This window comes from Ancrocorticia populi (genome assembly GCF_003123745.1).
Taxonomy (GTDB): domain Bacteria; phylum Actinomycetota; class Actinomycetes; order Actinomycetales; family Actinomycetaceae; genus Ancrocorticia; species Ancrocorticia populi.
The window spans coordinates 35,947-51,124 of record NZ_QETB01000008.1; the positions used below are offsets into that span (position 1 = coordinate 35,947).

The window sequence follows — 15,178 nt, forward strand, 5'->3', positions numbered from 1 at the left end:
CGTTTCGTGATCGTTCCCCGGGTTCGCGTCAAGCCCCGGAAACGAAGTCCGGTTTGCGTCAAGACTCGGGGTTGGCCAGACTCTTGCGAGGCAGCACCCCAGCCACTGCAACAACCAGCAGCGAGAGCAGTGGCACGATGAGCAGGCCGTAGCGAATACCGACGGTATCGGCGATTGCCCCAACTATCGGTGGGGCGCATAGCGAGCCGAGTCTCAGCAACCAGGTCACGATCGTGAGCCCAGTTCCTGTCCTGAGGCCCGGGATGCGGTCGGCTTCTGCCATGGCCGCGGGGATGATTGTGGCTTGGCCAAGGCCGATTGATGCGAACCCAATAAGGGTGCCGGGAACCGTGGGGAAGGCGAGCGCAAGGCCCATTCCGAGCGCCGTGATGAGCGCGCCTGTGCGGGTAACTGCTCGAACGCCAAAGCGATCGCTTAAGCGATCACCAGTGGCTCGCCCGATGAATTGGGTGCCAACGAGGGCCGTGAATCCAAGCCCGGCAAGGCTGGCCGGAGCGTCGAGTTCGGTCTTCAGGTATAGGGCAGCCCATGAGCTCCCGGAGTCTTCTCCAACCGCTCCAGCGATCCCAATGATGACGAGGGCGCCGAGTATGAGCACGGTCTTGACGGAAACCTTTGAAGTTCCGAGTTCGGCCCTAGTTGCCTCTTGAAGGTCACGTTCAGCTTCCTTGGGGATGCAAAACCGATGGGCAATGAGGGCAACAACCGCCCAAGTGATTCCCGAGATCCCGAGGTGGATGTTGATGGGGAGATGGATTGAGATGGCCCCGGCAGCCATAAGGCCACCGCCTGCGGCGCCAATGGACCAGGTGGCGTGGAAGCTATTGAAAATGGAGCGAGGATAGCGCTTTTGGACGGTGAGCGCCTGCGCATTCTGGCTCACATCGGTGACGGCGTCCATGGCACCGCCAAACAGGAGGCATGCCACGAACAGCACGTAGGTTGGGGAAACGCCGGCCCCGATGGCGGCGAGTGCGGTGCCAACTGTGCCCAGCACGGCAAGCCTCGCCGATCCCATCCGCCTGATGAGAGTGGCAGCTGCCAGCCCGGAGAGGATAGCCCCAACAGGCCAAGCGGCCACCGCAAATCCATACATGGTGTTGTCGATCCCCAGCGCGGCCTTGATCTCCGGGTAACGGGGAACGAGGTTAGCAAAGATCGCGCCGTTGGCGAAGAAAAGCGCGGAAACGGCAACGCGCGCGCGGCGATCTGCCGCGGTCAAAGTGTTGACTGGGGACTGCATGTGTACAATCGTACACATGCATGACTTCTTTCAAGGTGACTCGCGGACAAATCGTGAGCGAATGCTCGCTGGAGACCTCTATATCGCAGATGATCCCGACAATGCCAGACTCGCGGCCCGCGGCTTCAAACTAGCCGATACCTATTACAAGTTGGAGGTGGAGGGCGATCCAGCTGCGCGTGGAGTGTTGGAGGATCTGCTCGGATCTCTGGGTGAGGAAGCCTATATAAAGCCGCCGCTCGCCGTGGACTACGGCGAGAATATCCACCTCGGCGCGCGAGCTTTCATCAACTACAACCTTGTGGCGCTGGACGTTGCCCGTATCGAGATCGGGGACGATTGCCAGATCGGCCCAAACGTTCAACTACTAACTCCTACTCATCCAGTTGATCCTGAACCGCGCCGGGCTCACCTTGAAGCCGCTCAGCCCATCACCATCGGAGCGAACGTGTGGATTGGTGGCGGCGCGATTATTTGCCCGGGCGTGACGATCGGAGACAATTCAGTGATCGGGGCCGGCTCCGTGGTGATTCGCGATATCCCGGCCAACAGCGTAGCTGTAGGGAACCCGGCGAGGGTTGTCAGGAGTATCTGATGAGCGGCTCTGGCCGGACTGGAGCGGGAGATCGCACGCCCGCAAACCCCCGATATGATCCGCAGCGGGCCGAGAAGATCGTTATGGCTACGCTCGAAGTGATCGGGGACGTGGGTATTTCTGGTACATCTATGCGGAAGGTAGCAAAGCAGGCTGGCGTCCCCTTGGGATCCGTAACGTACCATTTTGGTACGCGTGAGGAACTGCTGCAAGAGGCTATGCGCCGGCATGCTGAAACGGTTGCACTCAAACTTGAGAAACGCATGAACCACGCCGATTGCACTGAGCGGGCACAAGATGCGGTTGTAGCGCTCATCATGGAGGATATGTTTGCGAGCCAGAGCGAGCTGATCCTTAACCAAGAGCTCTACACTTTAGCCGCCCGGCTCCCGGCCTTCCGGGCGATCACCAACGAATGGATGGCACGGTCCCGTGCCTGCCTCATGCGACACTTCGATGCCGATACCGCGCGCGGCCTAGACGCACTAATCGAGGGACTCACTCTCCACGGGGCGCTTGGAACAGAACAGCTGGACCCTGAGTTTGTGGCCCGGATGGTTCGCAGGGTCAGCCGTTCTTAGCCCACGGACTCCCTACCCGCGTGCCATACGCCGCCCCCGCCCGCACACCGTACCCGCGTACTTGAGGGGTTGCACCACCGTCTAAGCGGCGATGCAACCCCTCAATCCTTACAACACTTGTTTAGTGGTCACTCAGCGGATCGTCAGCGGATACATCCTGTTCAGATACTCCATCTTCTACAAGATGCTTACCAACACGCTGCCCAGCGGGCTCTAGGAAGATCACGCCAAAGGGCGGGAGCTGCATGTTGAGCGAGTAGGGGCGCCCATTCCACGGGATGCGTTCGGCGGTCAGATCGCCGAAGTTCCCCACACCGGATCCGCCAAAGGCTAGGTCATCGGTGTTAAGGATTTCCTTCCAGCGGCCTCCGCGCGGCAGCCCAACCCGGTAATCATTCTGTGGCACTCCGGAGAAGTTGCACGCCACGGCGATGACATCAGAACCGTCCCTGGCTTTGCGAAGGTAGGTGATGACGTTCCGATCGGAATCGGAGGCATCGATCCACTCGAAGCCGTCCCCTTGGAAATCATTGGACCACAGGGCCGGAGAGGACACATAGATCTCGTTGAGCCGCTTGATGAGGGAAAGAACTCCATCATGGGATGGATCCTCGGTGAGCCACCAATCGAGTCCCCGAGATTCGTTCCACTCCTGAATCTGTCCGAATTCTTGCCCCATGAAGAGAAGCTGCTTGCCCGGGTGGGACCATTGGTAGGCAAAGAGTTCGCGAATCCCGGCGAGCTTCTGCCAATCGTCTCCTGGCATCTTCGTGTAGAGGGAACCCTTCCCGTGCACAACTTCGTCATGGGAGATGGGCAGCAGGAACTGCTCCGAGAACGCGTACACCAGAGAGAAGGTCAGTTCGCCGTGGTGCCACTTGCGGTTAATCGGCTTCTCTTCCACGTAGCGCAGAGTGTCATTCATCCACCCCATGTTCCACTTGAGGCCGAAGCCAAGCCCGCCGTCCTCGGTGAGGCCCGTCACTCCGGGCCATGAAGTGGACTCCTCGGCAATCATCATGATGCCCGGAGCGGCACGGTAGGCAGTTGCCGTGGACTCTTGGAGGAACGAGATGGCTTCCAAGTTTTCGCGCCCGCCGTAGATGTTGGGCTGCCACTGCCCGTCTTCGCGAGAATAGTCAAGGTAGAGCATCGAGGCCACAGCATCCACGCGCATACCGTCGATGTGGAACTCGTTGAGCCAGTACAGCGCATTGGCCACAAGGAAATTACGTACCTCGCGCCGTCCGAAGTTGAAGACGAGCGTGCCCCAATCAGGATGCTCACCGCGCAACGGGTTGGGATCCTCGTATAGTGGCGTTCCATCGAACCGGGCAAGTGCCCATTCGTCCTTGGGGAAGTGCGCGGGCACCCAATCCATGATCACGCCGATCCCGGCCTTATGAAGCTCATCTATCAGGTACTTGAGATCGTCGGGAGATCCGAAGCGGGCGGTGGGAGCATAGTAGCCTGTCACTTGGTATCCCCACGATGGGGTGAAGGGGTGCTCGGCCAGAGGCATGAACTCCACGTGCGTGAAACCGGCGTAGGTCAAATGGCCGATGAGCTGTTTGGCTATGGACCGGTAGTTCAGGCCGGGCCGCCAAGATCCGAGGTGCATTTCGTAAATTGATACGGGCCCATTGTGGGGATCGGTGACGGCGCGATCGGCCATCCACGTGGAATCGCCCCATTCGTAGTAGCTCTCCGCGATGATGGAGGCCGTTGAGGGAGGTTCTTCGGAACGCCGAGCCATGGGATCGGCCTTCTGGTGCCAGGACAGATCGGTGTACTGGATCTCGTACTTGTAACGCGAACCCTCGGTAGCGCCGGGGATGAACAGCTCCCAAAGCCCAGAAGATCCCATGGTGCGCATCGCGTTGAGCGATCCGTCCCATCCGTTGAAATCTCCGACCACCCGCACGGCCTTGGCGTTCGGTGCCCATACAACGAATCCGGTTCCGGTGACAGAACCGAGATCGCTCGGGTAGGTGAGAACGTGCGCCCCGAGCGCCTTCCACAGTTGCTCGTGGCGCCCCTCGCCAAATAGGTAGATATCTACTTCGCCGATCGTTGGCAGGAACCGATAGGGATCATCCCCCCGGTGCTCCACTCCGCCATAGACTGCGATGACGCGATAATCGGGAGTCTCGGTGCCCGGAAGGACTGCCCGCCAGATCCCGTTGAACTCGTGAACGGCTTCGGTGCGTCCCGATTCAGTTTCGATGTACACGGAATCCGCGAGACGGCGGATAACTCGGATCGTCACGGTGGTCTCAGAAGCATGAGGGCCAAGAATATCGTGGGGGGCGTGGTACCAGCCGTTAGATACGGCGTTGAGGACGTCTTCATTGACGTTTACGTAATCCATAGCGTTCATGCCCTTACTCTTCCATGTTGAAGTGGAGCGGTTATCTAGTTTTGTCATGTGGAAAGCCCGGCCGGTGAGTGAACCGGATTCGAACTCCTAATGTCTAGGATACGTGACTTAGGATACGTTCTAAACCAGTTACGGGCACACTCAGCCAAGTTGGGCGTTCGGCAGCTTCGTAAGAGACCTCATAAAGAGCCTTGTCAATCACCAACGCGCGCAGAAGAGCTTCCTGATCCTCGGGGAGTGGGCCATAGCCTTCGCGGAAGGCTTCTCCGGCGGCTTTCGCCCACGCGTGCACTACTTCCGGGTTGCCTCCTGCCAGTTCGGCAGAACCCGCTGCGTAATCAAAGGATCTGAGCATGCCGGCTACGTCGCGCAGGGCTAGATCCACCCCGGTGCGCTCGTTGAGCGGCCGCAGCGGCTCCCCCTCAAAGTCAAGCGCAAACCACCCGCGCCCCGGAACCTCCACCACTTGGCCGAGGTGGTAATCCCCGTGAATCCGTTGAAGATCAGGCCAAGGCGATCCGGCCGCAGCCTCGTAGGCGGCATCGATCGCGCCCCTAAGAGATTCCAGACTGGGAACCAGCTGTATTGCCGCCGCAGCCCGCGTGTGCCACGAGGAAACGATCTCAGCGCGCCTGACATCTCCTGCAGCCACGGGAGGGAAGGCGTGTGCAAGCTCGGTGTGAATGCGCCTCGTCAGTTGGCCGAGGCCCCGGATGGAATCGGCTTTGTTACCAAGAGTTCCGTCCGAAACGGCCAAGCTTTCCGTCATCACCTGCCAGGCATCGTGGGCGCCTTCGAGGAATTCTTGAGCGACGACGACGTCTGCTCGCCTCCGCCCCGGTCCCTCACATACTTTGGGCGCGGCTTGGTCCCAACCCATCGTGACGGAACCGTATTGGCCCGGTACGGTCCCTGTTCCGTCGAGGGCCTGCTGAAGCTCCACATCGGGGTTATAGCCCGGGGCAAGCACCCGGAAAACCTTGAGAATCAACTTTTTCGAATCATCCAGTTCATAGATGATCGAGGTGTTTGACTGCTCGGAGGTCAACTTGTGGGCTGACCGGATTGTAGGAGCGGTAAGGTGCAGTGACTTGCCTGTCAGCTTCCAATGTTCCTCGGGTCCAGGCGTTATCTCCGACGTGAGAAGGCTGAAGATCACCCGCTGGCCAAGCGGGTGATCGGCCGCATCAAAGATGTCATAACCGTCCACGTGCCCAACGGTGGGAGTACCAGCATCCGCTGTTCCCTGCGTCAGCACCAGCGGCACGTTGTAATCGATTGAGCCATCGCGTACCACCATCCAGATGACGATGCCATCTTGATCGGAGTGCAGGGTGGTGTAGCCGCGCGCCGTTAGATCCGTGGATTCACCCAGATGCCATCGCACTGGCCCAATCCACTCCGTGATGGCAGATGTGATGTGCTGAGGGTGAACCATGCTGGACCTCCTAGATTGACGATTCTGGATGGCTCGGGCGGGACAGGGCGAGGAAGTCAATACCTGTATCCCCCGCATCCGCGGGTAGGCCCTCAAGCGGCGCGGTCTCGGATCCGGGAGGAGTGAGGGAGAGCCAGAGGAAATCGCGTGCTCCCAGCGTCACGGTGTAGTGTTCGCTGGCCCGCGGGAACCCGGCGCCTCCCAGAACGTCGGCAGCATGCCACCCGCTATAGGCGCCCAGCTTCACCGTTCCAGACCGCGGTGTGTTTGCCATGTTTATAATGCACACCATCGTTTCGGTGGCATTCGTTCTGGTGAACGCCAAGATGGCCTCATTATCCACTTCGAGCAACTTGAAATCGCCATCGCCCAGCACTGGGTGCTGCCGGCGAACATCGAGGATGCCGTGAAGCCAGTGTAGAAGGGAGGACGGTTGGGCAAGCTGGGACTCCACGTTGACGGCTTGTGAGTTGAATACGAGTGAACTGATGACGGGAAGGTAGAGCTTTCCTGGATCGGCAGTGGAGAAGCCCGCGTTTCGGTCAGGGGTCCACTGCATCGGGGTCCGGACCCCGTCGCGGTCCGTCAGCCAAATGTTATCGCCCATGCCGATCTCGTCTCCGTAGTACAGGCATGGAGAACCAGGTAGGGAGAGCAAAAGGGCGTGAGCTAGCTCGATCTCCGATCGCGAGTTGCCAAGGAGCGAGGCAAGCCTACGCCGGATACCCACGTTGGCGCGCATCCTGGGATCTTCGGCATACCAGCCGTACATGCGGGCACGCTCCTCGGTTGTCACCATCTCGAGCGTGAGCTCATCGTGGTTGCGTAGGAATGTGCCCCACTGGGTGCCGGCCGGAATGTTCGGGGTGGCCTCCAGAATGTCACGGATGGCGGTGGATCGCTGATCCCGCAGCCCGTAATAAATACGCGGCATTACCGGGAAATGGAAGCACATGTGGCATTCGGGTTCCTCCTCGGTCCCGTAGTATGCGACCACGTCCTCAGGCCACTGATTGGCTTCGGCAAGGAGGATCGTTCCTGGGAATTCGGCGTCCAGAGTTGCCCTCATCTTGGCTAGGTACTCATGTGTTTTCGGGAGGTTTTCGCAGTTCGTCCCCTCCTCTTCGAAGAGGTAGGGTACGGCGTCCAGCCGGAAGCCATCAATGCCCCGCCGTGCCCAGAACCGCGCCACGTCCAAAATGGCCTCTTGAACCGCAGGGTTCTCGTAGTTCAGGTCAGGTTGATGAGAAAAGAAGCGGTGCCAGAAAAACTGCTTGCGGACTGGATCAAAAGTCCAGTTGCTTTCCTCGGTATCGATGAAGATGATGCGGGCGTCGCGATACTTAAGATCGTGATCCTCCCACACGTAGAAATCTCCGTAGGGGCCGGTTGGATTGGTTCGGGAGGCTTGGAACCACGGGTGCTGGTCCGAAGTGTGGTTCACTACCAGGTCGATGATGATGCGGATCCCGCGCTCGTGTGCCGCAGTGATGAGATCCTCAAACTCTTCCAGTGATCCATACTCGGGATCGATCGCGGTGAAATCGGAGATGTCGTATCCGCCATCGCGCATCGGGGATGGGTAGAACGGTGGAATCCAGAGACAATCTACCCCCAGCCACTGCAGATAATCGAGGTGGGCGATCAGTCCCTGAATGTCTCCCGTACCGCTGGCCTTGGTATCGCCAAAGGCGCGTAGGAGCACCTGATAAAACACTGCGTGCCGGAACCACTCCGGATCGGTGCTAATGCCCGGTCTGGTGGGATTCTCAGCGACAGCCGGATTCGACACTGCTGGATTGAGCCTCGTTTGATTCACCTATAACATCCTGTCAGCCTCACGATGGACATAGTCTCCCGCGCTCCGCTCGCTCGCAGGGTACGCGTTCTATAGAACCCTGACTGAAAGCACATGCGCAACCCGGGAATCCGGATCTAGCCGGACATAGGGGTGCTCATTCCACTCGAAGGATTCACCCGTTAATTCATCCGTCACCTCAAGGAGCGCCTCACCCGCCCAGCCGGGGGTTACCCCAAAGGGGCTGAGATTAAGATCGATCACTGCGTCGTGGGCGCCGTGGGGATCAAGATTGATGACGGTGATTATGGCGTCTGCCGCAAGCGCGCCTGGGGCGAGTGGGCCTGCATTGCCCCCCATTTCCTCTGGCCGGGCAAATCGAGTATAGGAGATGATCTGGTCCGATGACGTGGGGTTAATGCGGATCCCGCGCAAGCGGCCGAGGCTCGGATGATTGTGGCGAACTGAATTGAGCTGGGTGAGCAGATGCGGGATCCCGGTGTGTTCTGCTTGTTGCCAGTTACGAGGCTTAAACTCGTACTTCTCATTATTGATCTGTTCTTCGAAACCGGGCCGCGCAACGTCTTCCACAAGCTCATAGCCAGAGTAGATCCCGTACGTTGGAGCGCCGGTTGCCGCGAGCACTGCGCGAAGCTTGAAGGCGGGGGCCCCGCCATTCTGCATGAACGGCGTCAAGATATCGTGCGTGGTGGGCCAGAATGCTGGCCGGAGAAGGTGATCCGAATCGTGGGCAAGTTCCCACAAGTAATCTTCGATATCCTGCTTTTCGGTGCGCCAGGCAAAGTAGCAGTAGGACTGGTGGAAGCCCACGGCGCCAAGGCCCTGCAGCATTGGGGGCGCGGTGAACGCTTCAGCCAAAAAGATGATATCCGGGTGGTCCCGGCGGAACTGAGCCATCAACCTCTGCCAGAACTGAACGGGCTTCGTGTGCGGGTTGTCCACGCGGAAGATGGTCACGCCGTGATCAATCCACACTTGGAGCACCCGGACGATCTCCTGATATATCCCTTCCGGATCGTTATCGAAGTTCAGCGGATAGATATCCTGATATTTCTTGGGAGGATTCTCCGCATACGCAATGGTGCCATCCACTCGGGTGGTAAACCATTCGGGGTGCTCGGTGAGCCACGGATGGTCAGGCGAACATTGAAGCGCGAAATCAAGAGCTACCTCCATGCCGGAGGAGTGAGCCTTTTCCACGAAGCGATCGAAATCATCAAACGTTCCGAGCTCGGGATTGATGGCGTCATGGCCGCCATCGGCCGAGCCGATGGCATAGGGCGAACCGGGATCACCCGGAAGGGCCTCCAACGTGTTGTTGCGCCCCTTCCTGTTCGTTGTTCCGATGGGGGAGACGGGTGTCAGATACACAACGTCGAATCCCATGCCAGCGATGCGATCTAGGTCCTGAGAGGCGGTCTCGAGCGTGCCAGAAATCCAGGTTCCATCGGCATCCTGATAGGAGCCGTGCGAGCGCGGGAACATTTCATACCATGAACCGGTAAGAGCACGGGAGCGATCAACCGCCACCGGGAAGGCCGAGGATTCTGTGATCATGTCGCGGATAGGCGCGTGTTCCAGCGCTGTACGGATGGTCGGGGCCGTTGCCGCCTCAAATCTAACGGTCGGCTCCAACCGGTCCATCTGGATCACTGCCAGAGCGTCCTCTAGAGCCGTCCGATCAGCTGCGAGTTCTTCGGCGGATACCGGCGCCAGTGAGGCCGAGACGGGAACCCCGCCCGATGCGAGCTTGCCCTGAGCCTTCCCGATCTTGTTCAGAGCCCGGTCAATCCACTCCTGTGCCTCCAAGAAGACCAGCTCAATGTCCGTGTTCGCCGTGATTCGAGCCGTGGCATTGTGCTCCCAAGTGGCGATGGGATCGGAGAAAGAGCGCACAAAGAAGCTCCATGCTCCGGGATACGTGGGCGTTAGCCATGCCTCGTAGACGCCAAGGCCTGGCCGGATGAGTTCCATCGGCGCGGCCTGAACCTCAGCCCCCGACGGATCCACCAAGACGGCCTCACACCCAAAGAGGTCGTGTCCCTCCCGGAACACGGTGGCTCGCACGGGGAAGGATTCGAACTCGGTGCCTTTGGCTGCCCATGAGCCGTTTTCTACTGTGGGTTCAATATCCCGGATGGGGATTCGGCCCATTTCGGAGAACGGCGCGGGGGCAGGCGCTGGACGGCCAGTGGACAGGGGCTGGACATGCTCGTTAATGCTCACGCGAACAGCCTATGTGGTTTAGAGCTCATCTGCAGCCGAATTCCGGCCGTAGCTAGATCAATACACCATGTTCATCGCGGAGCGAACCTCCGCCAGAGTGGCATCGGCCTGTGCATTGGCGCGCGCGATGCCCTCGTGGAGAACCTCTACGATATAGCCCGGGTTAGCCTCCAGTTCGGCCCGGCGTGCCCGGAAGGGAGCTAGATGCTCGTTGAGCGCCTCGGTCAGCATCTTCTTGAGCGTGCCGCCCCCGCCATCGCCGATTTCGTCCGCAATCTCTACCTGAGGCTGGCCCGTGCACAGGCTGATGAGCGTGAGTAGGTTGGCCACCTCGGGCCGGTTCACCGGATCGAAGCTGATGTGACGGTCTGAATCTGTCACGGCCTTCTTGATTAGCTTGGCCGTCTCATCGGCGCTCATACGTAGTTCGATGGTGTTGCCCTTGGACTTACTCATCTTGGTGCCGTCTAGCCCCAGAACCATTTCTGCGTTGGAAAGCAGACCCTGCGGACGCGGGAACACGCGCTTATCGGAGCCCTTGGGCCGCCCGTAACGGGCATCGAAGCGATCGGTGATCACGCGCGCCTGCTCGAGGTGAGGGAGCTGATCCTTGCCCACCGGTACAAGGTTCGCCTTGCAGAACAGAATATCCGCAGCCTGATGGACTGGGTAGGTGAGCATGAGGCCGGACATTGGGCGTCCATCCGTGGCTTCAAGCTCAGACTTGACCGTGGGGTTGCGACGCAGCTCGGCGTCCGTCACTAGGGAAAGGAACGGAAGCATCAGCTGGTTGAGCGCGGGAACCTGGGAATGAGCAAAAATCGTTGAGCGTTTCGGATCGATTCCCAGAGCAAGGTAATCGGTCACGAGCGAGTACACGCGATCTTTGATCGGACCCACGCCGTCGCGGTCCGTGATCACCTGATAGTCCGCAACAAGTACCCACGTATCTACGCCGGCTTCCTGCAGGCGCAGCCGGTTTTGCAATGAGCCGAAGTAGTGGCCGATGTGCAGGTTGCCAGTGGGCCGATCGCCTGTAAGAACGCGGAACTGTGTCGCATCTTCCTTAATCGCCTGCTCGATCTTCTCGCTGATCTTGCGGGAGTGAGCGAGGGAGGCTTGGCTGGTTGAGTTTTCGAGGGCGTCCCCGATGTTCTGAGTCATGATTTCCTTTACACGTGTGGATCTTGGACCGGTGGGCGTGGCGCCCTCAAGTGAGTAGTAGGCCCCTAGGGCCAGACGTGCTCTGGCTGGGAAAGATACAACTGGATGGACAGCGGCTCTAGGCTGGTCATCGCATTCGGGGCGTAAACCGGGTGGGTTGAACGCGGAGACGGCCAGCTAGAATCCCACAGGAGCTCAAAGGAAGTCTCGCGCCCATTAGGAAGGCATACTTCGGTACGGTCAAGCGAGCCATTCACTACGATCAGTGCGTCTCCATCAACACCCCGGCCGCTGCGGAGCATCTGGACGATGCGCCTCTTGGAGTCAAACCACTTGTGCTCGGGCATGTTTGCGCCCTCGGCATCGAACCATTCCAGATCGCCCACGTTCTCTGCCGCGGCCAGTCCCTCCGTATAGAAATGATCGGGGCGCAGAACCTTGTGCTTGGATCGAATCTTCAGCAGGTAGGCCACCGTGTCATGCAGGTCCGTCTGCCACTGCTCAAGATCCCAGTTCACCCAAGAGATCTCATTGTCTTGGCAGTAGGAGTTGTTGTTGCCGTTCTGGGTGCGGCCGATCTCATCGCCCGCCGTAATCATTGGCGTTCCCGCGGACAGAATGAGGGTGCCCATGAGATTGCGCAGGGTTTGCTGACGCCGCTCGCGAACCGCGCGCGGGGCCTGAACCTCACCCTCCTCGTGTCCGTGATCCCATGACTTATTGTCATTGGTCCCGTCCCGATTGGATTCCAGATTGGCGTCGTTGCGTTTATTGTTGTAGGACACTAGGTCCCGCATCGTGAACCCGTCGTGGGCGGTGACGAAGTTGATTGACGACGACGGCCCGCGGCCACCCGGAATCCTGCCATGACTGAAGAGATCGGCGGATCCTGAAAGCCGCGTTGCTAGATCGCGGATATCGCCGCCGGTTCCCCCTCCCATCAAGGAACGCGGCTGAGCAACCCAGAAGGCTCGAACCGTGTCGCGGAAGTGATCGTTCCAATCCGCCGTTGGGGAGATGAATCTGCCGGTCTGCCAGCCGTTGGGGCCCAGATCCCAGGGCTCGTTAATGAGCTTGACGTTACCTAGAACCGGATCGGTGGTCAGAGCCACAAAGAACGGATGATGAGTATCGAAGTGCTTGCCGTTGCGTCCAAGCGTGACCGAGAGGTCAAACCGGAAGCCGTCCACGCCCATCTTCTGCACCCAATAGCGCAGGGAATCAAGCGCGAGCCGCACAACCTTTTGCCGCCGGAAATCCAGCGAGTTGCCGCAGCCCGTGGTGTCGAAGAACTGTGAAGGATCGTCCTGTTCAAAGAGGTAATACGACCTTTGATCGAGCCCGCGCCAGGAGACCATCGGGCCATCCGCCCCGCCCTCACACGTGTGGTTGTAAACCACATCGAGAATGACTTCCAGACCCGCCTCATGGAGATTCTTCACCATGTCGCGGACCTCGTTCAAAACGGCCGCCGGGCTGGATTCTTGCGAGGCTTTCGTTGCGTAGCTCGGTTCGGGAGCAAAGAAGGAAAGGGTGTTGTACCCCCAATAATTGGAAAGCCCCTTAGCCTGAAGGAATGGTTCGGCCATCGAGGCATGAATTGGCAGTAGCTCCACTGAAGTCACGCCAAGGTTCTTGAGGTAGGCCGCGGTAGCGGGATGCCCCATGCCCGCGTACGTTCCGCGCAGTTCCTCGGGTACGTCTGGCAGGAGCTTCGTCAGGCCCTTGAGATGAGCCTCATAAATCACGGTATCTTCCCACGCGACAAAGGGATGATCGGTGACGTCCGGAGCTTCGTCCAGCACCACGCCGCGTGCCATGGAGCCAGCAGAATCCCTCGCGTCAGGTTCTAGCGGAATCATCGTGGGGCTCAGGTCCTCGTCAACCTGATGACCGTAAAGCTCGGGGCCAAGAACGGGTGACTGAGTAATTGCTTGCGCGTATGGATCCAGCAGGAGCTTCGCCGGATTGTGCCGCAGCCCCAGCTCGGGTGCCCAGCGGCCATCCACACGGTAGCCATACTCTGTACCGGCCCGAACGCCCGGAATATGGGCACGCCAATATCCCAGCTTGCACGGGTTCATGGCATAGCGCCGTTCGATGGTCGATCCGTCGTCGTCGTTCAAAAACAAACACAACGTAACCGCGGAAGCGTGCGGAGCCAACACCGAAAAATCGGCGCCACCATCAGTGAGATGGGCTCCTAGACGCACAGGCGAATTTATGGGCATTGCGGCTGGTCCCGGTTCCTCGGCAACGTAGCGAGTTCCGGGTAGCACGTCCTGATCCATATCTGTCACTCTGGCATTATCCCAGTTTGAGAGCGCGGTGGCACACGCAACGCCCTACGTAAGACGAGCACCACATTATGGCTAGCCGCACCGAGAGCTCAAGATGTGGTTACCCTATGACGAGGAGGGTGCCGTGTTCCATGACTTAAACCTCGCACGAGGAACGATTGACCGTGACGAGCTGACCAGAAATAACCCATCAGCGCTGGCCAAAGCGCGAAATTCTCCCGATGCCCGATTCATTCTTGTGGCAGGGCAATCCGTGGCGATCGATCCGGAAGCTCCCGGGCGCATCTTGATTCTCACACGCGAGCAGGCCGCAGAATGGGGCAGCCGTAGTGCCGTCTATCTGGGTAAAGATTCGGGGCGCCACTACTTCGCCTGCGATGCTACGGGCTTGGTTACCGAGCAAGACGTCCAGGCTACCGATCATCCCACGATGCGTCCGATCCGATATTGGGCACACGAATGGGAAGATTTGGACACCACTCTGGCGGTCAGCGGCGTGGCAGTGGTTCAGTGGCGGCAAAAGGCAAAGTTCTGCCCGGACTGCGGGCAGCCCCTCGAAGTTTCTGGTAGTGGCTGGGAAATGGTCTGCCCCAATAACCACCTGCAGTTCCCACGTACGGACCCGGCCGTCATCATGGCCATTCATGATCCGCAGGACCGCCTTTTACTCGGGCGTAACTCCGCGTGGGGACCGGGCAAGTACTCCGTCCTAGCCGGATTCGTGGAGGCGGGGGAGACCCTCGAAGCGGCCGTGCGCCGCGAAGTATTCGAGGAAGCCCACCTCAAAGTAGGTGAACTGCGCTACTTCGGCTCCCAGCCGTGGCCGTTCCCACGCTCCCTCATGCTCGCCTTCGACGGCTGGACAGATGCCGAGGCCGGTGACATCGCCGTAGATGGCAAGGAGATGGCCGACGCCCGCTTCTTTACCCGCAACGAACTCAGCGATGCTCTACGCACTCAAGAGATCCAGCTGCCCAGCCCCACCTCTGTGGCGGCCAGCCTCATTCAGTCATGGCTGGGGGAGAGCTTTACCGATATCTTGGGGCGATAGGCGTAAGTTCCCGGCGCTCAGCCAAGCGCGGCCAGCTTTTCCTTGACCTGAGCTAGGCTCGGGTTGGTCAGGGCCGTTCCATCGGAGAACTCAAGGGTCGGAACCGTCTGGTTCCCGCCGTTGAAGCCCTCAACACGGGTGGCTGCGGCCGGATCTTCCTCGATGTTCACCTCGGCGAAGTCCGTAATGCCCGACTTGTCCAACTGCCGTTTGAGGTTCTTGCAGTAAGAGCACCATGTTGTGGAATACAGCGTGAAATCACTCATGGGGCCAGTCTAGGGCGGGCTGGGGCCATATAAACAGATCTCTATTCGATCAGTGAACGGCCCAGCCTAATGGAGTTGGCTGGCGCTTTGGGGT

The 15,178-nt window shown here is 59.3% G+C and carries 11 protein-coding genes; 3 read left to right on the forward strand and 8 right to left on the reverse strand.

The genetic code is table 11. The features are described 5' to 3' along the window. Positions 1-58: 58 nt before the first annotated feature. Entirely contained in the window at positions 59-1,282 is a 1,224-nt protein-coding gene (locus DD236_RS11830) for an MFS transporter (RefSeq protein ID WP_207785814.1), read from the reverse strand. Here DD236_RS11830 and DD236_RS11835 point away from each other — a divergent pair. Next, positions 1,281-1,859 (forward strand): sugar O-acetyltransferase, encoded by a 579-nt coding sequence (locus DD236_RS11835; RefSeq protein ID WP_243410311.1) that lies wholly within the window; start codon positions 1,281-1,283, stop codon positions 1,857-1,859. The genes DD236_RS11830 and DD236_RS11835 overlap by 2 nt on opposite strands. Beyond that, positions 1,859-2,440, forward strand: a complete 582-nt coding sequence (locus DD236_RS11840) for a TetR/AcrR family transcriptional regulator (protein WP_109094605.1) — start codon at positions 1,859-1,861, stop codon at positions 2,438-2,440. Before DD236_RS11835 ends, DD236_RS11840 begins: the two co-directional genes overlap by 1 nt. A 121-nt stretch (positions 2,441-2,561) precedes the next feature. On the opposite strand, the gene glgB is transcribed toward DD236_RS11840, so the two are convergent. From glgB to glgX, 6 genes are all read right to left on the reverse strand, one after another. Beyond that, entirely contained in the window at positions 2,562-4,820 is a 2,259-nt protein-coding gene (gene glgB, locus DD236_RS11845; RefSeq protein WP_109094606.1) for a 1,4-alpha-glucan branching protein GlgB, read from the reverse strand. Positions 4,821-4,914: 94 nt separating this feature from the next. Beyond that, complete coding sequence (locus DD236_RS11850; protein WP_109094607.1) at positions 4,915-6,258, reverse strand: hypothetical protein; 1,344 nt, start codon at positions 6,256-6,258, stop codon at positions 4,915-4,917. 10 nt (positions 6,259-6,268) lie between these two features. Beyond that, positions 6,269-8,077 (reverse strand): maltose alpha-D-glucosyltransferase, encoded by a 1,809-nt coding sequence (treS, locus tag DD236_RS11855; protein WP_109094608.1) that lies wholly within the window; start codon positions 8,075-8,077, stop codon positions 6,269-6,271. A 69-nt stretch (positions 8,078-8,146) separates the two neighbouring features. Next, positions 8,147-10,231, reverse strand: coding sequence for a maltotransferase domain-containing protein (locus DD236_RS11860; RefSeq protein WP_109094625.1), 2,085 nt, complete (start codon positions 10,229-10,231; stop codon positions 8,147-8,149). Between the two features lie 129 nt (positions 10,232-10,360). After that, positions 10,361-11,467, reverse strand: a complete 1,107-nt coding sequence (gene trpS / locus DD236_RS11865) for a tryptophan--tRNA ligase (protein WP_109094609.1) — start codon at positions 11,465-11,467, stop codon at positions 10,361-10,363. 65 nt (positions 11,468-11,532) lie between these two features. Further along, positions 11,533-13,758, reverse strand: a complete 2,226-nt coding sequence (gene glgX / locus DD236_RS11870; protein WP_243410317.1) for a glycogen debranching protein GlgX — start codon at positions 13,756-13,758, stop codon at positions 11,533-11,535. 133 nt (positions 13,759-13,891) lie between these two features. Between glgX and nudC the strand changes: the two genes are divergently transcribed. Beyond that, a complete protein-coding gene (nudC, locus tag DD236_RS11875; protein WP_165819918.1) occupies positions 13,892-14,818 on the forward strand; it encodes an NAD(+) diphosphatase in 927 nt (308 codons plus the stop codon). A 17-nt stretch (positions 14,819-14,835) separates the two neighbouring features. Here nudC and DD236_RS11880 read toward each other — a convergent pair whose 3' ends face one another. Then, positions 14,836-15,084, reverse strand: coding sequence for a mycoredoxin (locus DD236_RS11880; RefSeq protein ID WP_109094611.1), 249 nt, complete (start codon positions 15,082-15,084; stop codon positions 14,836-14,838). Positions 15,085-15,178 lie beyond the last annotated feature (94 nt).